Source organism: Deinococcus sp. LM3 (assembly GCF_002017875.1).
Taxonomy (GTDB): domain Bacteria; phylum Deinococcota; class Deinococci; order Deinococcales; family Deinococcaceae; genus Deinococcus.
In genome coordinates this window covers 2,282,328-2,300,625 of record NZ_MUFV01000001.1, presented here as the reverse complement: position 1 = coordinate 2,300,625, position 18,298 = coordinate 2,282,328, and the positions used below count along the sequence as shown (strand labels likewise).

Annotated in this window: 18 protein-coding genes and 1 tRNA gene; 11 read left to right on the top strand and 8 right to left on the bottom strand. The window is 67.5% G+C overall.

What is annotated here, in order from left to right; genetic code table 11:
* The first annotated feature begins 5 nt into the window (after positions 1-5).
* Positions 6-560 carry a PsbP-related protein gene (locus BXU09_RS10800; RefSeq protein ID WP_078302408.1) on the top strand — a complete coding sequence of 185 codons (555 nt, stop codon included), beginning with the start codon at positions 6-8 and terminating at the stop codon, positions 558-560.
* A gap of 194 nt (positions 561-754) precedes the next feature.
* On the opposite strand, the gene BXU09_RS10795 is transcribed toward BXU09_RS10800, so the two are convergent.
* The 3 genes from BXU09_RS10795 to rplS all read right to left on the bottom strand — a co-directional run bounded on the left by BXU09_RS10795 (position 755) and on the right by rplS (position 2,923).
* Positions 755-1,567 carry an HAD family hydrolase gene (locus BXU09_RS10795; RefSeq protein ID WP_240501183.1) on the bottom strand — a complete coding sequence of 271 codons (813 nt, stop codon included), beginning with the start codon at positions 1,565-1,567 and terminating at the stop codon, positions 755-757.
* A complete protein-coding gene (locus BXU09_RS10790) occupies positions 1,564-2,337 on the bottom strand; it encodes an HAD hydrolase family protein (protein ID WP_168174584.1) in 774 nt (257 codons plus the stop codon). The genes BXU09_RS10795 and BXU09_RS10790 overlap by 4 nt, the downstream gene beginning before the upstream one ends.
* Positions 2,338-2,458: 121 nt before the next feature.
* Positions 2,459-2,923 (bottom strand): 50S ribosomal protein L19, encoded by a 465-nt coding sequence (rplS, locus tag BXU09_RS10785; RefSeq protein WP_078302404.1) that lies wholly within the window; start codon positions 2,921-2,923, stop codon positions 2,459-2,461.
* 206 nt (positions 2,924-3,129) lie between these two features.
* Here rplS and BXU09_RS10780 point away from each other — a divergent pair, with 206 nt between their 5' ends.
* The gene (locus BXU09_RS10780; RefSeq protein WP_144012073.1) at positions 3,130-3,915 is read left to right on the top strand and encodes a hypothetical protein; all 786 of its coding nucleotides are present in this window, start codon (positions 3,130-3,132) and stop codon (positions 3,913-3,915) included.
* A gap of 81 nt (positions 3,916-3,996) precedes the next feature.
* Here the strand turns inward: BXU09_RS10780 and BXU09_RS10775 are convergent, their stop codons facing one another.
* Entirely contained in the window at positions 3,997-4,524 is a 528-nt protein-coding gene (locus BXU09_RS10775) for a GNAT family N-acetyltransferase (protein WP_078302402.1), read from the bottom strand.
* Between the two features lie 190 nt (positions 4,525-4,714).
* Here BXU09_RS10775 and lipB point away from each other — a divergent pair, with 190 nt between their 5' ends.
* The 3 genes from lipB (at position 4,715) to BXU09_RS10760 (ending at position 7,434) form a co-directional block, all read left to right on the top strand.
* On the top strand, positions 4,715-5,431 hold the full coding sequence (gene lipB / locus BXU09_RS10770; protein ID WP_078302399.1) for a lipoyl(octanoyl) transferase LipB: 717 nt from the start codon (positions 4,715-4,717) through the stop codon (positions 5,429-5,431).
* A gap of 7 nt (positions 5,432-5,438) precedes the next feature.
* Positions 5,439-6,434, top strand: coding sequence for a lipoyl synthase (gene lipA, locus BXU09_RS10765; RefSeq protein ID WP_078302398.1), 996 nt, complete (start codon positions 5,439-5,441; stop codon positions 6,432-6,434).
* Between the two features lie 130 nt (positions 6,435-6,564).
* Positions 6,565-7,434 (top strand): CBS domain-containing protein, encoded by an 870-nt coding sequence (locus BXU09_RS10760; RefSeq protein ID WP_078302395.1) that lies wholly within the window; start codon positions 6,565-6,567, stop codon positions 7,432-7,434.
* 200 nt (positions 7,435-7,634) lie between these two features.
* Here BXU09_RS10760 and BXU09_RS10755 read toward each other — a convergent pair whose 3' ends face one another.
* The 3 genes from BXU09_RS10755 to dgt all read right to left on the bottom strand — a co-directional run bounded on the left by BXU09_RS10755 (position 7,635) and on the right by dgt (position 10,912).
* Positions 7,635-9,209 (bottom strand): DUF262 domain-containing protein, encoded by a 1,575-nt coding sequence (locus BXU09_RS10755; RefSeq protein WP_078302392.1) that lies wholly within the window; start codon positions 9,207-9,209, stop codon positions 7,635-7,637.
* Between the two features lie 402 nt (positions 9,210-9,611).
* Positions 9,612-9,688, bottom strand: a tRNA-Ile gene (locus tag BXU09_RS10750).
* A 93-nt stretch (positions 9,689-9,781) separates the two neighbouring features.
* The gene (gene dgt / locus BXU09_RS10745) at positions 9,782-10,912 is read right to left on the bottom strand and encodes a dGTP triphosphohydrolase (RefSeq protein ID WP_078302390.1); all 1,131 of its coding nucleotides are present in this window, start codon (positions 10,910-10,912) and stop codon (positions 9,782-9,784) included.
* A gap of 207 nt (positions 10,913-11,119) precedes the next feature.
* On the opposite strand from dgt, the gene BXU09_RS10740 reads away from it, so the two are divergent.
* Both BXU09_RS10740 and ribF read left to right on the top strand, forming a co-directional pair.
* Positions 11,120-11,677 carry an NUDIX hydrolase gene (locus BXU09_RS10740; RefSeq protein ID WP_078302387.1) on the top strand — a complete coding sequence of 186 codons (558 nt, stop codon included), beginning with the start codon at positions 11,120-11,122 and terminating at the stop codon, positions 11,675-11,677.
* Positions 11,674-12,585 (top strand): riboflavin biosynthesis protein RibF, encoded by a 912-nt coding sequence (gene ribF / locus BXU09_RS10735; protein WP_078302383.1) that lies wholly within the window; start codon positions 11,674-11,676, stop codon positions 12,583-12,585. The genes BXU09_RS10740 and ribF overlap by 4 nt, the downstream gene beginning before the upstream one ends.
* A gap of 95 nt (positions 12,586-12,680) precedes the next feature.
* Here ribF and BXU09_RS10730 read toward each other — a convergent pair whose 3' ends face one another.
* Positions 12,681-13,211: a DUF6174 domain-containing protein gene (locus BXU09_RS10730; protein ID WP_078302380.1), complete on the bottom strand. Its 531-nt coding sequence runs from the start codon at positions 13,209-13,211 to the stop codon at positions 12,681-12,683.
* 155 nt (positions 13,212-13,366) lie between these two features.
* Between BXU09_RS10730 and BXU09_RS10725 the strand changes: the two genes are divergently transcribed.
* From BXU09_RS10725 to BXU09_RS10710, 4 genes are all read left to right on the top strand, one after another.
* Positions 13,367-14,248 (top strand): 1,4-dihydroxy-6-naphthoate synthase, encoded by an 882-nt coding sequence (locus tag BXU09_RS10725; protein WP_078304965.1) that lies wholly within the window; start codon positions 13,367-13,369, stop codon positions 14,246-14,248.
* Positions 14,249-14,413: 165 nt separating this feature from the next.
* Entirely contained in the window at positions 14,414-15,661 is a 1,248-nt protein-coding gene (locus BXU09_RS10720) for a sorbosone dehydrogenase family protein (RefSeq protein WP_078302378.1), read from the top strand.
* Position 15,662: 1 nt separating this feature from the next.
* A complete protein-coding gene (locus tag BXU09_RS10715; RefSeq protein ID WP_078302376.1) occupies positions 15,663-17,099 on the top strand; it encodes a superoxide dismutase family protein in 1,437 nt (478 codons plus the stop codon).
* A gap of 229 nt (positions 17,100-17,328) precedes the next feature.
* Positions 17,329-18,267, top strand: coding sequence for an ABC transporter ATP-binding protein (locus BXU09_RS10710; protein WP_078304964.1), 939 nt, complete (start codon positions 17,329-17,331; stop codon positions 18,265-18,267).
* Positions 18,268-18,298 lie beyond the last annotated feature (31 nt).

Sequence of the window (18,298 nt, the reverse complement as noted above, 5' to 3'; positions counted from 1 at the left end):
GCCGCATGAAGCGCGCCCTCCTGACCCTCGCCCTGCTCGCTGCGCCCGCCCTGACCGGCGCGGCCTCCGCTCAGACCACCACCGCGCCCGCCGCCCCGGAAGCCAGGACCATCGAGGCCATCACCGCCACCAGCGAGAAAGGCTACTCGATCCGCGTGCCGGCCGGCTGGACGCCCCTGAAGAACGTGCCCGGCACCGACGTGGCGTTCGTGTACCAGAAGATCGGCAGCCTGCGCCCCACCGTCACGGTGGTCGTGCAGGACATCCCCGCCGAACTGAAAGCCACGCTGGCCGACGTGCGCGACCTGAACGCCCGCAAGATGCCCGACGTGGTGCCCAAACTGAAGATGCTGGGCGAGAAGACCACCAAGGTCAGCGGTCAGAACGCCATCCTCTGGACCTACACCGGCGACGGCGAGGGCGGCACCGTCCGCTGGACGCAGGTGTTCACCCTGAAGAACAACCGCCTGTACACCGCGACCCTCATGACCCCCACCGGCACGCCCGCTGACGTGATCGAGCAGGGCCGCGCCATCCTGAACTCCCTGACCCTGAAGTAAGCCAGGACGCAGTGGTGGCCCGGTCGATCCCAGCGGTCGCCGGGCCACCACTGCGTATCATACGGACTCCGATTGAATGGGCTGCAAAGACCGTTCAATCCGAGCGGATGCGAGTGGGAGCAGGGCGGGTTCCGGACGTGGAGCTGGCAATCCGGTGAAGTTCCGGATTGTCAGCGAAACAAACGGAATCCGTATCAGCGGGCAGCGGCCAGCCGGTCGGCCCAGGCATGCAGGAACGCGCCCAGGTCCGCCTGCTGCGGCACGCGGGTGTTCGCGTGCGGGGTCAGCAGGGGCAGCGAGCCGACCTGCACGGCGTACGCGGCGACTTCCAGCATGGCCTCGTCGTTGTCGCTGTCTCCGAAGGCGACTGTCTGGGTGTGCGGCACGTTCAGGGCGTCGGCGATCAGGGTCAGGGCCGCGCCCTTGTGCGCCCCCTGCGGCGTGACGGTCAGGAAGTGCGGGTACGGGTCCTGCGCGCCGGTCAGGACGAGGTGCGGATGCGTGGTCCGCAGGCGTCCGGCGAGCGCGGCGACCTGCGGGTGGTAGTACCCGACTTTCAGGATGCCCTCGCGCGGCGCGTCGGCCAGGGGGCGGAACTGGCGCAGCACCATCCACGGTTCGGGTTCCACGCCGGGCGGCAGGTCCACGTACAGGCCGTCGGCGGTGAACAGGACCACGCGCGCGCCGTCGAGTTCGTGGGCCAGCGTGGCTTCCAGGTCCGCGTCGCTGAAGCGGGCCTCGGTGTGCAGGTCCTCGCCGATCAGGATGCGGCCGCCGTTGTTGGTGGCGACCGCGTCGGGCTCCATGACGCGCAGCACCTGCGACGGCGGCGTGTCGCGCCCGGTGATGATGGCCAGTTTCACGCCCAGCGCCCGCAGCCGCGCCAGGGCCTGCGCCGCGTCGGGCTGCACCTCGCGTCCCGCGTCGGGGATCAGAGTGCCGTCCAGGTCGAAGGCCATCAGGAGCGGCAGGGTCACGGGCAGGTCGGCGGGCAGGGTCACGGTCACGCGCGGCAGCCTAGCGCGTCCGCCCGGCAGCGCGCGAGGACGCGGGGCACATCCGCCGGGCCGGGCGCGGTCAGGTGCGCGGCGTGCAGGGCCGGGTGCGTGCCCACCCGCAGGAAGGTCCGGGCGTGCGGGAGCATGGCGGCGTCGGCGGGGCCGTCCCCGGCCGCCCAGGTGCGCGCGGCCGGCACGCCGAGGTGCGTGGCGAGGCCCCGCAGCGCCTCGCCCTTGCCGGCGCCCGCGGCGACCAGAACCAGCCGGTCGCGGCGTTCGCGGATGACCTGCGCGCCCGGAATGGCCGCCCACTGCGCCTGCAGATCGTCCAGGCGGTCGGCGTCCAGCTGGCCGTGGACGACTTTCAGGGGCGCGGGGGCGTGCGGCCAGCGGTCCTCGAAGTCGGGGTCGGTGTGCCGCAGGATGCCGCGCGGGTCGGGCGTGACGATCAGGGTCTTACAACGGCCGCCGCGCTCGGCGGGCGTGAGGGCGCCCAAGGCCGCGTGGACGGCCGTTGTCGGCAGGGTGCGCTCCCACAGCACGCGGCCCTCGCAACGCAACCACGCGCCGTAGCAGCGGGAAACGCTGTGCAGCGGCCAGTCCCGCAGCAGAGGCGGAAGGCGCCCGCGCGCCGTGATGATCGCGACGTGCGCGCCGCCCAGCTGCCACGCCCGCAATTCGTCCAGCAGACCGGGTGGGGGCTGCCCGTCCGGGCCGATCAGGGTTCCGTCGAGGTCCAGGGTCAGCAGGGCAGCCGGGGGCGCGTGCGTGGTGGTCACGCGGGTACGGTAGCGCAGGCGGCAGGCCGGGCCACAGGCAACAGTGCGCCACCAAAAAGTGCGCCGCCCCCATAACTGGGGGCGGCGCGGTGAAACCGGGTGGGCCTGAGCCCGGTGGGGTTTACTCGCCCTGGGTTTCGGGAGCGGCGGTTTCGGCGGGCGCGGCGGCCTTGGCGGCCTTCTCGGCCTGGGCGCGGGCGGCGTCCTTCATCACGCGGCTGCGGTCGTTCTTGATGCGGGCTGCCTTGCCGCGCAGGTCGCGCAGGTAGTACAGCTTGGCGCGGCGGACCTTGCCGCGCTCCAGCACGCTGATCTTGGCCAGCAGGGGGCTGCTGAAGGGGAACACGCGCTCGACGCCTTCACCGAAGGAGATCTTGCGGACGGTGAAGCTCTTGCGGCTGCCCGAGCCGTTGATGGCGATGACGACGCCCTCGAAGGCCTGGTTGCGGGTGCGGGTGCCTTCCACGACCTTCGTTTCCACGCGGACGGTGTCGCCGGGGCGGAACTCGGGGGCGTCGGTCTTGATGTGGGGCTGCTCGACGGCGCGGAGGATGGCGCCACGGTTCGCTTTGATTGCGTGCTGCATGATTGACTCCTTCGGGCAGCGGACCGTCCCACCGTCCCGCTGTCTGCGGGCAGAGACGTTCGTGCTCCTGGGTGAACAGGTCGCCGCCAGGGGCAGTCGACCGGACCGTAACAGTATACGCGGCGCGGGCCTGGGCAGGCAAGTCGGCCCGGCAAGTGAAGGGAGCGTCACGTTGTGGGTGTGCGGGGCGCGGCAACCTGAGGATCATGAATTCCGTGCCTGAACAGGCGGCCGGCCCCCTGGCCGAGGTCCGCGAAGTCTCGTTGCAGCAGCGCCGCCGGGTGTCGGAGGTGCGCGCGCGTGAACATGTCGGCGCGGCCGGCTGGGAGCAGACCAGCGTGCTGGAGTCCATCATCCGGGCGGGCCGGGAGGGACTGGCCGCCACGGACGCCCTGCGGCAGGTCGTGACCCTGACGACCGAGCAGCTGCGCGCCCTGCCGCTGAACGCCAGCCCCGAGGCGCGCGGCGAGCAGGTCGAGGCGCTGCTGCACATCCGCGAGAGCGGTGAGGTGCAGGTCATGGCGGCGCAGGCGCTGGATACGCTGGTGTGCGAGGCGCTGGAGAGCGTCGCGCGGACGCCCATGAATGAGGTCAGCCTGGGCCGCCTTCAGGCGATTCACCAGCATGTGCGCGAGCAGGTCAGGGCGCTGGAGACGATCATGCAGGCGGCGCAGGTGCAGGCCGACACGCTGGCGCAGGTGCAGCAGCTGGAGCAGGTGAGCGCCGAGTACCAGGAGCGGGTGTCGTCGCTGCGGCACCTGAGCGCGGCGGACGAGGCCCAGGCACTCGGGACGGCCGGCGAGCAACTGGTGGAGCGGATCGCGCAGCTGGACGAGGCCGCGCCGGAACAGGTGAGCGCCCTGACCCGCATCGGGGAGGCCGTGGCGGACCGGCTGACGGAGACGGGCGTGTCAGGCGCCGAGCAGGTGCAGGCGCTGGAGGAACTCGCGGAACTGATGGAGGAGAAGGCCGGGCAGATTCGCAACGGCTGAGCGCGACGCCTGATCAGGGGAGGGCCGCGCGGCTCTCCCCTGTGCGGTTTCTGTTCCGGTTGCGCTCATCCGGAGTCCGGATCAGGTGGGCGTGGGGACCCAGAACCGCAGGATGGGGTTGGGGTGGTCCGGCACGACGAACTGACCTTCGAGGACGCCGCCGTTCTTCTCGATGGTGCGGCGCGAGCCGGTGTTGTCTGCGTCGCAGGTCACGAGGGCCGAGTCGATACCCAGCTGCCGGGCGCGGCGCAGCGATCCGGCGAGGATGCGGGTGGCGTGCCCCTGACGGCGGGCGCCGGGGCGGACCTCGTAGCCGATGTGGCCGCCGGACTCGCGCAGGCGTTCATTCAGCGTGTGGCGGATGCTGGCGCGGCCCAGGTAGGTGCCTCCGTCCACGAGCCACAGGTACTCGGAGTGCACGAAGCCGCCGGGGAGGGGCTGGCCGGGCTCGAAGCGGCGCAGGTGGGTCAGGAAGGCCGCGAAGTCACGCTCCATGTCGGCCACGTCGAAGTTGAGGGTGTCGCCCAGACCGCTGCCGGTGGCCTGCGCCTCGCGCACGGCGTCCAGGAAGCTTGACTTGAACTGTTCGGAGGGGGGTACCAGTTCCATGCCTCACCCTGGGGTGCGTCGTCCTGTATGCCCTGAGCCAGATGGCGCAGCCGCCGTCAGGGACGTCCGTTCAGCCTGGACACTCCTGACCAGCGCGGAGCGCAGGATTCACCACGTTTACTGGTCAATACGGCCCGAACACCCGCCTGCGACACGATAAAAGGCAGCCGGGGGGGCGTACAATCGCCGCATGACGCACGCCCCCTTCGACGTTCTGGACCTCGGCGTCACGCCGTACCGGGACGCCTGGGACCTTCAGAAACGACACCACGAGCGGGTCGCGGCCGGCGGCCGACCGGCCCTGCTGCTCGTGGAACACCCTCCCGTCCTCACGCTGGGCCGCAAGGCCCGTGAGGGAACCAACATCATCGTCACGCGCGAGTACCTGAAGGCGCAGGGCATCGAGGTGCTGGAGGTCGAACGTGGCGGCGACGTCACGTACCACGGCCCCGGTCAGCTCGTCGCGTACGCCATCTTCCCCGTCGGGCGCCGGGTCGCGGACTTCCTGCGCCTGCTGGAACAGGCGACGATCAGCGCCCTGCATGACCTGGGCCTGAGCGACGCGCGCCCCAACCCCGGGTACGCCGGCGTGTACGTCACCGAACGCGACGTGAACGGCCTGACGTACGACCAGAAGATCGCGTCGTTCGGCGTCGCCGTTCAGCGCAACGTCGCCCTGCACGGCCTCGCGCTGAACGTGAACCCGAACCTCGGCCACTTCGAGCTGATCGTCCCGTGCGGCCTGACGCAGACGCACATGACCAGCGTGCAGCGCGAGTACGACCTGCGCGGCCTGGACAGAACGGCCAGCATGCAGGACGCACGGGCCGCCCTGACGCGCGCCTTCCACACCACCTTCGCCCAGTACGACTGGACGCTGCCCACCCCAGCGGCAGCCGGGAGCTGAATCCACCATGACCCAGGACACCCAAGCAGCCAAGGAACCCAAGTTCATCAAGAACGGCATCTACCGCAAGGACAGCGTGCCTGTCCGCGAGAAGAAACCCGAGTGGCTGAAAGTCACCATCCCCACCGGGCAGGTGTTCACGGAAGTCCGCAAGATCGTCAAGGAACACCGCCTGCACACCGTGTGCGAGGAAGCCATGTGCCCCAACATCGGCGAATGCTGGAGCCGCGGCACGGCCACCTTCATGCTGATGGGTCACATCTGCACCCGCGCCTGCCGCTTCTGCGCCGTGGACACCGGCAACCCCATGGGCAAACTCGACCTGGACGAACCCCAGGGCGTCGCCGACTCGGTGCGGCTCATGGGCCTGAAGTACGTCGTGCTGACCAGCGTCGACCGGGACGACCTGCCGGACGGCGGCGCGTACCACTTCGCCAAGACCGTGCAGGCCATCAAACGCCTCAACCCCGAAACGCGCGTCGAGGCCCTCACGCCCGACTTCGGCGGCAACACCCACTGCGTGGACCTCGTTCTCGACAGCGGCGTGGACACCTACGCCCAGAACCTCGAAACGGTCCGCCGCCTCACCCACCCCGTCCGCGACATCCGCGCCGACTACGACCAGACCCTGAAGGTCCTCGCGCACGCCAAACAGGCCCGCCCGGACGTCATCACCAAGACCAGCATCATGCTCGGCCTGGGCGAAACCCGCGAGGAACTCACGCAGACCATGCGCGACTGCCGCGCCGCCGGCGTGGACGTCCTGACCTTCGGGCAGTACCTGCGCCCCACCATGCACCACCTGCCCGTCGAGCGCTACGTCTCCCCCGCCGAATTCGACGAACTGCGCGACGAGGCCATGGCCATGGGCTTCCTGGAAGTCGTCAGCGGCCCCCTGGTCCGCTCCTCCTACAAGGCCGAGCAGATCGTCATGGACCGCCCCGGCAACCTGCCCGAACACCTCGCCCACCTCGGCGAAGGCAGCGAACTCAGCCTGATCTGAACGGCGCAGGACCGATCACAGGACCGATCAACTGAACAGCCGGGGCCACCACGCGCCCCGGCTGCCTGCGTTCCGGCCCGTAATGCTCCTGTAACCGGGCGGGCCGACCCTGTGGTCAGGAGGTTCACCCATGACCACCCCCCTACTCGTTCAGGACGCCATGCACCCCCGCGCCGTCACCGTCGGCGCGCACGAACCACTCAGCGCCGCCGTGGTCGCCATGCAGGAACTCGGCGTGAAACGCCTGCCGGTCGTGCAGGCAGGCCGCGTGATCGGCATCGTCACGGACGGCGAGGTGCGCCGCGCCCTCCCGGCCCTGAGTGACGGCCTGAGCCCCTGGGAGTTCACGGACCACGTGGGCCGCGTGCGCGTACGCGACGTGATGCGCGCCCCCGTTCACACCGTCACTCCGCAGACGCCGCTGCGCGCCGCGCTGCGCACCCTGCTCGACCGCCGGGTGGGCGGCCTGCCGGTCGTGCAGGAGGAAACGGGCGCCCTGATGGGCATGCTGACCCTGACCGACGTGCTGCGCGCCGAGGCCCGCGCGCCCCGGTTGCAGTGGGGAGCGGCGGCGCAGCACATGACCCGCGAGGTCGTGACGGTCACGCCCGACACGCCCGCCAGCGAGGCCGCCGCCATCCTGAACGTCACGCGGCTGCACGTGCTGCCGGTCGTGCAGGGCGGCCAGCTGACCGGCGTGCTGCACGCCCGCGACCTGCGGGACGCGGTGGACCGCGCCGCCGCCACGCACGGCCCCACCCTGATGGCCGACCAGTTCTTTCTGCAGAGCGTCACCGTCCGCGACCTGATGCGCCCGCCCAGCGGCTACCTGACCGAGAGCGTCCCCATGCACGACGCCCTGACCCGCATGCTCGAAGCCGACGTGCACGGCCTGCCGGTCATCACGCAGGACGGGGAACTGCTGGGCGTGGTGACCATCAGCGACGTGATCCGCACGCTGCTGGGCGAGAGCGTGGGCGCAGGCAGCGTGAACGCGTAAACCCACCTCCGGATCAAACGAAAGAACCCCGTCAACGACGGGGTTTCTCTTTCTTGGTGCGGATGCCCAGCCACAGCTATCGGCGACAGGACAATCAAAACGCACTCAGAAAATGTCCAGTAAAGCCGAAATTTAAAACATTTTCAATTTAAAATAAACGTTCCCAATGTTAGGTTAATGTATGATTCGGATCAACATATTTATGGGTTCTGACACAGCATATTAGCAGTCTCAGACAGTTTTTTAGACCTTTCCTCAATAAATTTCGAATAGTTATCATCGAATAACACTTCTCCAGTAAAGGCATGAGCCAAAATCTCCGGCGCTTTGTCCATCTTTTCTCGATAGATACTTGGCGCATCGCCTCCCAGCTTTCTATTCTCAGCTCTAGAAATAAAGCAAAAGTTAGCTAGGACGTTTTCTGAAATCGCATTGTTTTGCCCTGAGCTGATAAGAAATTTTCGCGGCATCATGTGGTGAAATTCAGCCTTATTGTGTTGACGCAGCTTGTCTTGCAAATTGATAGGCGACCCAGATATAAATGTTCGAGGACTCGCGGATGCCAACAGAAGGATGAACGTCTTAGTGTCAACTGCGTTCATTTTAAATGTACTTCCACTAAAGAAAGTTTCACCGACGGCAGCCTTGAAGTTACCAAGATTGCTAACACCAGAGTCTCTTAGTTTTACCATCTCCTCAATATCCCGCTTCAGATTCCTCAGAACACCACTGCTATATCTCTTAGAAAAGCACGTTCTCCAGAACCAGCGATTCAATTCAGAACGCTGCTGCGCATCATATTGCACTTCTCTATTACCATCTACCGCAAAGAATACACTGAGTGGCACCATAATGGTCGTGAATGGCAGATTTCTCAACGAGGCGACATAGAATTCATTCTGCAGATAGTCCACCGCGCCGCGGATTCCATTCAGAATTTTTTCAAAGTTAGTACGAATCTGCTCTCCAGTAATTGACATTAAAGATTCTGGCGAGGCATCGTTTACCAGAATTGCCGCACAGCATCGTAAAATGAGATTCATGTCGTCACTCATTTCACTAAATCCGAATGGCTCAAGTTCTTCTGCCAACTCAGCAAATCTGCCGTGCAATTGAAACTCTTCGCTCCAAGTCCAAGCACTTAACAATTGAAGTGTGTCAAGTGGTATGCCCTGGCGATTGATCCGCTCAAAAATTGTAGCTACAGCACTTTTTTCCTCTGTTCTAAAGGTCTGGATGGGTATTTGAACTCCTACAAATCTCTGCTGCATCTCAACCACTTTTGGCTGATGGTCAGAATGAACTTTATTGGCGTATTCAAAGAATTTCGCAGGATTGAACAAAGTCTTCAAAGGAAAATGCCTCTCAGGATCAACCTCTTCAGCAGCCAATGCAAAAAATAGTGGCTCCTGCGCATTCCCCTGCTTTGTATAGTCGAAGTATATATCTTTCCAATCAGAATTCGCAGAAATATCCACTTCTGATTGAAAAACTCCAAAAATAGAAGTGATCCGCTGCTGTCCATCAAGTACATAAAAGATGGGATATTCCTCGCGCGGCTCAGGTAGATCAAAAGGCCCAAGCGATCTATCAAACTTCAATCTTTCTCTAGTTTGCCAAAATAATAATGCCCCAAATGGATACCCTTTATAAATACTATCCATCAAAAATGCAACATTATCAGGCTCCCAAACGAATCCCCTTTGAAATGCAGGAATTCTAATTTCGCCTTTCTGAACTTCCTCCAGAATTTTCGTGATTGTGTATGGCTCCATACTTGATTTTCCCCTGGACAACAGTTCCGTTCAAGCAGATTCGACCATCGATAGTTCTGGCATGGGCGTGAGCAGTGTCAACTTGAAGCAATTATCCGAAATACGGCATCAGAAAATAGCCCTCCGACGCCCCAATTCTCTGTCCCAATCGACAAAATTCACTGACTTCACTCGGCCACAATGAACGTCCAACGCTAAATTCCAAAGCCCCTGACCTTCCAGCCACATGGATCTTCACGGCTCCGTGACCGCAACGGTCCTATGCGTCCAAACAGTATCTCGACTCCGCTTCGACAGGGCTTATGAGGCCCTTACAGGGTGCAGATAATTGCAGGGAAAACTATGAGGCCTGAACTACGCACATAACGAAAGAACCCCGTCATTGACGGGGTTTCTCTTCTTTGGTGCGGATGCCCAGACTTGAACTGGGGACCTCACGCTTATCAGGCGTGCGCTCTAACCAGCTGAGCTACACCCGCGCACCTCTGTTTGCTTCGCGCTGTCCTCTCGGGCAGGCGGGCATAAATGTATCAGGGGGGCGGGAAGCTGTCAACTGGCAGGGGCGGGGTGGGTCAGCGGGGCCAGGTGGCAGGGGTGCCGGTAGCGGTGAGGGCGGCGTGCATTTCGAGGGCGTAGCGGTCGGTCATGCCGGCCAGGTAGTCGCAGGTGGCGCGGGGCAGGCCGCTGGTTCGGGCGAGGTCGCGGTAGCTGGGGGGCAGCATGCTGGGGCGCTGCTGGAGGGCGGTGAACAGGGTGGTGAGGACGCGGGTGGCCTGCTCGACCTGCATCTCGACTCGCCAGTGGCGGTAGAGGTTGTCGCGCAGGAAGGTGCGGGCGCCGCCCAGGAGGGTCTGCGTGGCGGGGCTGTAGGTGATCAGGCCGCCGGGGTGCGCGCGGACCTGGGTGGGGGTGTGAAGGCCGCTGGTGGTGATGGCGTGGTTGCTGGCGTGGGTGAGGTCGCGGATGAGCCAGCCGAGCAGGTGGCGGTGCAGGGTGCGGCGGCCCTGTTCGGTCAGGGGGTGGGGGTTGACGCCGGTGGCGCTCAGGAGTGCCTGCCAGAGGGGCAGTCCGGCGAGGTGGTCGGGGGTGATCAGGCCGCTGCGCAGGCCGTCGTCGAGGTCGTGGGCGGTGTAGGCCAGGGCGTCGGCGGCGTCCACGAGTTGCGCTTCGAGGCTGGGCTGGCCCAGGCCGTCGCGGTGGTGTTTGTTCAGGCCGTCGAGGGTGTCGAGGGTGAGGTTCAGGCCCGCGTACTCGCTTTTGGGGTGCTCCAGGAGCGTGACGATGCGCCGCGCCTGCAGGTTGTGGTTGAAGCCTCCGTGTTCCTGCATGAGGGTGTTCAGGACGCGTTCCCCGGCGTGCCCGAAGGGGGGGTGGCCGAGGTCGTGGGCCAGGGCGATGGTTTCGGCCAGGGTCTCGTTCAGGCCGAGGCTCAGGGCGACGCTGCGGGCGACCTGCTGCACTTCCAGGGTGTGGGTCAGGCGGGTGCGGTAGTGGTCGCCGGCGGCCGAGAGGAACACCTGCGTCTTGGCTTCCAGGCGGCGGAAGGCGGTCGTGTGCAGCACGCGGTCCCGGTCGCGCTGGAAGGCGGTGCGGGTGTCGCTCTCGGCTTCCGGGTGCTCGCGGCCCCGGTGGTCGCGGCTCAGGGTGGCGTGGGGGGCCAGGGTGCTGGCCTCGCGGGCTTCCAGGTCGCGGCGCGTGATCATGCGGTCAGTGTGGCAGACGGTGGGCGGGCGCAGGGGTGATACGGACTCCGATTGAATGGGTTGCAAAACCCGTTCAATCCGAGCGGATGCGAGTGGGAGTCAAGCGGGTTCCGGACGTGGAGCTGGCAATCCGGTGAAGTTCCGGATTGTTAGCGAAACAAACGGAATCCGTATGAGGGGTGGGGGCGGGTGCTTTACAGTCTGGGCATGAGCGGAAGTCAGGACGGGCCGGGCGCGGCGGGCACGCGGGTGGTGTTCGACGGGCACATCGTGCGCCTGGAGATCATGGACGGCAAGTGGGAGATCGTGCGGCACGCGAGCGCCGTGGCGGTCCTGGCCCTGAACGGGCGCGGCGAGATGCTGCTGGTGCGGCAGGCGCGGCGGGCGGTGGGCGCGGTGACGGTGGAGGCCCCGGCGGGCCTGATCGACGCGGGCGAGGAACCGGTGGGCGCGGCGCGGCGGGAGTTGCAGGAGGAGGCCGGGCTGGACGGGGACATGGAACTCCTGACGCGCTTCTACTCCAGTCCCGGTTTCTGTGACGAGGAGCTGTTCGTGTTCCACGCGACGAACCTGCGCGAGAGCAAGTTGCCGCACGACGAGGACGAGGAGGGCATCGAGGTGCTGTGGCTGCCGCCGGCGCAGGTGCTGGCGGGCCTGCGGGACGGATCGCTGGTCGGGAGTGCCTCGACGGTGACGGCGGCCCTGTACGGCCTTCAGCTGCTGGCCGGGAGCACTGCCGGGAGTGCGGGGCAGGAGCCGTCGTGAAGACGTACGTCTCCCCTGGCCAGCGCCCCGACACGGCGACGGTCGTGGCGGTCGGGTCGTTCGACGGCGTGCACCTGGGCCATCAGGCGTTGATCGCGCAGTTGAAGGCCAAGGCGCGTGAGCACCGCGTGCCGAGCGTGGTGTACACCTTCGATCCGCCCACGCGGGTGCTGACGCAGGGCGTGGAGTTCCTGTCCACCCTGCCCGAGAAACTGGACCTGCTGGGCCGTTACGGTGTGGACGAGACGATCGCGGCGTCGTTCACGCCGGAGTTCGCGGCGCGGCCCAAGGAGGCGTTCCTGGACGACCTGCGGCAGCTGCGCCCCCGCACGGTCGTGGTCGGCGAGGACTTCCATTTCGGGCGGGGCCGGGCGGGCGGCGTGGACGACCTGCGCCGGGTCGCGCCGGAGGTGGTGACGCTGCCGATGCATCAGCTGGGCGGCGAGGACATCAAGAGCACCCGCATCCGCGAGTACCTGAAGGCCGGGGACGTGGTGGGCGCGGGCCGCCTGCTGGGCCGCCACTACGACGCGCAGGGCGTGGTGGTGCAGGGTGACCGCTTAGGCCGCACCATCGGCTGGCCCACCGCGAACATCCGCGTGCCGGACGGCAAGGCCCTGCCGCTGGGCGTGTTCGCGGTCGTGGCGGTCGGGGACCCGGCACTGGAGGGTGGGGGCCGCTGGCACGGCGTGGCGAACGTGGGTTTCCGCCCGACCGTCAGCGGCGTGGACCGGCGCTTCGAGGTGAACCTGTTCGATTTCAGCGGCGACCTGTACGGGCAGGAGTTGCAGGTGAAGTTCTTCGCGCACCTGCGCGGCGAGCAGAAGTTCAGCGGCCTGGACGAACTGAAAGCCCAGATCGCCCGCGACGCCGACGCCGCCCGCGAAGCCCTGAAAGACGTCCGCTGAGAAAGGCATGCTGACCCGCCCGTGACCCTCTCCCCTGGGGAGAGGGCGCCGCGCCAGCGGCGGGTGAGGGGTGTGGCGGGTGAGGGGTCACGCGCTTACTTCAGGGGTGTGAAGTTGCGGATGGTCCACTCGCCGAAGCCGTCGGCAATGCCGTTGTCGCCCATGCCGGAGTACAGGCGGGTGGGGTAGCCGAGCGCCGGGTCGAAGCTGAGTTGCACTTCCGGGCAGGCGGCACGGGCCTGGCGTTGCAGCGTCTGGAACAGGTCGTCGAAGCGCGCCTCGATGGTCTGCGCGGCCAGCTGGTTGGGTTCGCCCTCCTGGCCGGGCAGCAGGTCGGTGCGGGTCACGCGGCCGCCCACGACGGTCACGCGGGTTTCGGGGAACAGGATGGGCGCGGCAATCTGGCGCAGGTCGTAGGTGTAACTGGCGGGCCGCCCGGCGTTCCACTGGGCGCGGGCGCGGGTCAGTTGCGCTTTCAGGGCCGTGAAGTCCGGGCGCACGTACCCGTCGCGGCAGGTGGCGGCCGGGACGGGTCGGGGACCGCCGCCACCAGCCTGCGCGGGGTTCAGGGCGCTCAGGGCGACCAGGGCGGCGGGGAGCAGCAGGGCGGCGCGCAGGGGGGGCATGGGGCGCAGCGTACCTGCCCAGGCTGACGCGAGGCTGAGCCCGGCGCTGGCCGTTCGTTACGGCAGGGGCGGGACAGCAGCGGGCAGGGCGGTGGCTGGCAGGACGGTGGCTGGCCTCGCGTTCCGTGTGGGCGGGCGGGCGTACCCTGGGCGGCATGAGCCCGGATGCCCTTTCCCCTGTTGCGAGTGACCTGCCGGCGGTGCTGGACCTGGGGTACTCGCTGTGCCCGAACGACACGTTCATCTTTCACGCGCTGCACGCGGGGCTGGTGCAGGGGCCGCTGCCGGTGCGTGAGGTGCTGGAGGACGTGCAGACCCTGAACGACTGGGCCACGCAGGGCCGCCTGCCCATGACGAAAATCAGTTACCGCGCGTACTTCGGCGTCATGGACCGGTACGTGGCGCTGCGCGCTGGCGGGGCGCTGGGCCGGGGCGTGGGGCCGCTGATCGTGACGCGCGGGGACGTGCAGGACCTGAATGGCCGCACGGTCGCCTCGCCGGGCGCGCTGACCACGGCGGAACTGCTGCTGAGGCTGGTGTTCCCGCAGGTGAACGTGATCCGCATGCGTTACGACGAGGTCATGCCCGCCGTGCAGCGCGGCGAGTTCGGGGGGCAGCCCATCGACGCGGGCCTGATCATCCACGAGTCGCGCTTCACCTTCCACGAGTACGGATTGACCCGCCTGCTGGACCTGGGCGCGTGGTGGGAGGAGGACACGGGCCTGCCGCTCCCGCTGGGCGCGATCCTGGTGCGCCGGGACCTGCCGCTGGCCATGCAGCGCGACCTGAACGCGGCGGTGCGCGGCAGCCTGGAGTACGCGTACGCGCACCCGGAGGCGTCACGCGGGTACATCCGCGAGCACGCGCTGGAGATGTCCGACGAGGTCATGCAGGCGCACATCGACCTGTACGTGAATCCCTTCAGCCTGGACGTGGGCGAGGAGGGCGAGCGGGCCGTGCAGGAACTGCACCGCCGGGCCGTTCAGGTCGGGGCCGCGCCCGCCACCACGCAGCCGCTGTTCGTGCCGCTGACCTGAACCCTGAGCGCACCCCTGGCCCGGACGGGGCCGGGCGGATGGGAGTCCCCTGAAGCGTTCCTGAAGGCGACCTTGGCCGGACCGGAAGCGATCTCTCAGATGGTGACGGGCGGCAGCTTTGGCGGGGGGCTGCGTGCGGATGCTTCAGTCCGGAGGATTCATCCCATGCGCCACACCCCCCTGTCCGTGTTCACGGCGGTCCTGTCGACCGCCCTCTTTTCCGCGTCGCTGGCCCAGACGGCCCCGCCCACGCCCCGCCCGATCGCGCCGGGCGAGCCGCCCGTGACGGTCACCGCGACCCGTAACGAGCCCACCCCGCTGGAATTCACGGCGGAGCAACTGAAGCGCCTGAAGGTCCCGGCGGGGTTCACGCTGAAGGTCATGGCGACCGGGCTGGGGAACGCCCGCATGCTGCACGTCATGCCGGACGGCGGGATCTACCTGTCGCGCCGCGCGCAGGGCGACGTGTGGTACCTGAAAGACACCAACCGTGACGGGCAGATCAGCGCTGCGGAGCGGCGTCAGGTGGCGCAGAACATGAAGCTCGCGCACGGCATGGACGTCAAGGACGGCCGGATGTACGTGGTGGGCGAGAAGACCATCTGGGTGATGGACATCGCCCGCGACGGGTCGCTGAGCGTGCCGCGCGTGTTCGCGGACGGCTTCCCGGACGCCGGGCAGCACCCGGCCCGCACCCTGAAGTGGGGCCCGGACGGGTACCTGTACGCCAGCTTCGGCTCCACGAACAACGACGCCCCCACCCCCAACCCGGAGGAGGCGACGATGCTGCGCCTCAGCCCGGACGGCAAGACCCGTGAGATCTTCGCGCGGGGCCTGCGCCACACCATCGGCTTCGGGTGGCACCCGGTCAGCGGCGTGCTGTACGGCGCGGATCAGGGGAGCGACTGGCACGGCGACAACATCCCGCCCGAGGAACTGAACGTGATCGAACGCGGGAAGAACTACGGCTGGCCCTTCTGCTACGGCGACCGGCAACCCGACCCGTACGTGAACGTGGGCAATATTCCGGGCAAGATCACCAAGGCCGAGTACTGCGCGGGCACGCAGGGCAGCGTCCTGAACTACACGGCGCACGCGGCGGCCATCGCCATGAACTACTACACCGGCACGCAGTTCCCGGCCGAGTACCGCAACGACGCGTTCATCGCGTTCCGTGGCTCCTGGAACCGCAGCGAACCCAGCGGGTACGAGATCGCGCGGGTCGTGTTCGACGCGCAGAACAGACCCGAGCGGATCGAGCCGTTCATCACGGGCTTCGTGTACCAGGACGGCGACGTCTGGAAGCAGTTCGGGCGGGTGGCGGGCGTCGCCACGTACACGGACGGCAGCCTGCTGTTCACGGACGACCAGAGCGGCGTCATCTACCGCGTGCTGTACACCGGGGGGAACTGACATGCAGCGCATCTCAAGAAAGCGCACCCTGCTCACGGCGGCCCTGCTGGGCGGCGCAGCCCTGACCGGGATCGGTCTGGCGGGCGGGGCGGACATGCCCCTGCCCGCCCCGGCCTCCACGCCGCTGAAGGCCACGGCCGCCCTGCGGGATACGGCCGGGCAGGTGCGCGGCACCGCCACCTTCGAGCAGCAGGGCGGCGGGGTGCGCGTCAGCGTGACCGTCTCGGGCCTCACGCCCGGACAGCACGGCATGCACGTCCACGAGTTCGGGCGCTGCACGCCGGGCGTGGACGCCGCGACGAACACGGTCGTGGCCTTCGGCGGGGCCGGCGGACACTTCGATCCCGGCATGAGCCGCAACCACGACGACCCGCAGGCGGACAACCACGCGGGGCACGGCGGGGACCTGCCCATGCTGACGGTCGGCGCGGACGGCACCGGGCGCGCGAGCTTCACGACCGCCAAGGTCAGCCTGACCGGCATGAACGGCGTCCTGAACCGCTCGCTGGTCATTCACGCGCAACCCGACGATTACCGGAGCGACCCGTCCGGCCTGACCGGCGCGCGGGAACGCTGCGGGGTTATCACGCGCGACAGCTTCAGCGTGCGCGACTACCCGCTGCCCGGCCCGCAGGACTTCCCGGAAGGCGTGGCCGTCGACGCGGCCCGTGGCGTGGCGTACACCGGCAGCGCCGCGACCGGCACCATCTACGCCGTGAACCTGGGTAGCGGCGCCGTCACGAAATTCGCCGAGGGTGGCGGTCAGGGGCGCGCCTCCGCGCTGGGCCTGAAGGTGGACGCGCAGGGCCGCGTGTGGGCAGCGGGCGGCGCGAGCGGCACCGTCAGCGTCCTGCGGCCCGACGGGTTCCCGGTCGCGATCCTGAACACCCCCAAGTCGCCGAACGCGTACGTGAACGACCTGACGCCCGCCCCGGACGGCAACGTGTACGTCACGGATTCCAGCCGGCCCGTGATCTTCCGGGTCACGCCGGACCTGAAACTGAGCGCGTGGCTGGACCTGAGCGGCACGCCCATCCGCTACGCGCCGGGCATCAACCTGAACGGCATCGTCGCCACGCCGGACGGCCGGGCGCTGCTGACCGTGCAGCTGAACACCGGTGAGCTGTGGCGCATCGACCTGCGCACCAGGGCCGTGCGGCGCGTCATGACCGGCCTGACGCGCGGCGACGGGCTGCTGCTCGACGGGCGCACACTGTACGTGGTGCGTAACGCCGAGGGGGTCATCACGAAGGTCAACCTGAACGCCGACTTCACGGCCGGGCAGATCGTGGCCGAGGAGCCCCTGATGGGTCTGCGCTTCCCGACGACCCTCGCGGCGTTCGGCGGCGACCTGATCGTCCCGCAGGGGCAACTCGACAAGTTGCAGGGCGGCACACCCGAAACGCCGTTCCGCCTGACCCGCTTCAACAAGTTCTGAAGGGGGGGCGTTCAGGGGTGCCGGGAGCATGCCCCAGCATCCCTGAACCGGGCAGACCCGCACAGCGGCGCAGAGCGAGCGCCCGAAAACAACAGCAGGCGGAACCGGAAACCGCCGGGCACACCCGGTGCCAGGACCGCTCAGCACCGGGTGTGCCCCGCCCCCTCGTCGGGGGGGCTGTGCGGGACATATCAGGCGCGGGAGTGGCCGCCTGGGTTAGGCTGTGCGGGTGACGAAGCAAGGTGCGCCAGCCATCCCAGCCATTGAGGTGCGGGGGCTGTACAAGAAATACGGCCAGAACAGTGTTCTGGAGGACGTGTACCTGACCGTGAAGCCCGGTGAGGTGTACGCGCTGACCGGGCCGAACGGAGCGGGTAAGACCACTCTGATCCGGACCATGACCGGCCTTGCCTTCCCCACGGACGGCGAGGTCAGACTCCTGGGCCGGGACGTGCATACCGACGGTCAGCGTGCCCGCGCCTACCTGGGCGCCGTGGTGGAGGCTCCGGCGAAGTTCTACCCGCAGTTCACGGGCACCCAGAACCTGCAGGTCCACGCGAACCTGTCGGCCATGGCGCCGGGCGGCCGCAAGATCAGCCGCGACCGCATCCGCGAGGTGCTGGCGCTACTGGAACTGACCCGCATGGCCGACCGCCGCGTCGAGGAGTACTCGCTGGGGCAGCGGCAGCGGCTGGGCGTGGCGAGCGCCATGCTGGCCGAACCCAAGGTCCTGATCCTGGACGAACCCACCAGCGGCCTCGATCCCCTCGGCATCGGGCTGATCCACCGGATCGTGACCAGCCTCGCCACGAGCGGCTGCGCGGTCGTCCTGAGCACCCACCACCTGCGCGAGATCGCCACGTACGCCCATACAGTCGGCATCCTGACCGGCGGGCGACTGGTGGACACCGTGGACCTGCGCGCCCGGCAGGCCGCGTACCGCTTCCGGGTGGACGACCCGGTCGGGGCGGCCGCCGTGCTCGAACGCCTGCCGTTCGTGCGCCGGGTCAGTACCCGCACGCCGTACGCCATCGCGCACCTGGGCGGCGAGTCCCGCGTCCCCGACGCCCTGTCGCACCTGAGTGCCGAGGGCATCCGCGTGTTCGAGGCCAGCCCGGACCACTTCGACCTGTACGAGTACTACCGCGAACGCGTGGAGCAAGCCTGATGACCCCTGACCTGACCCAAGACCGTAGCGG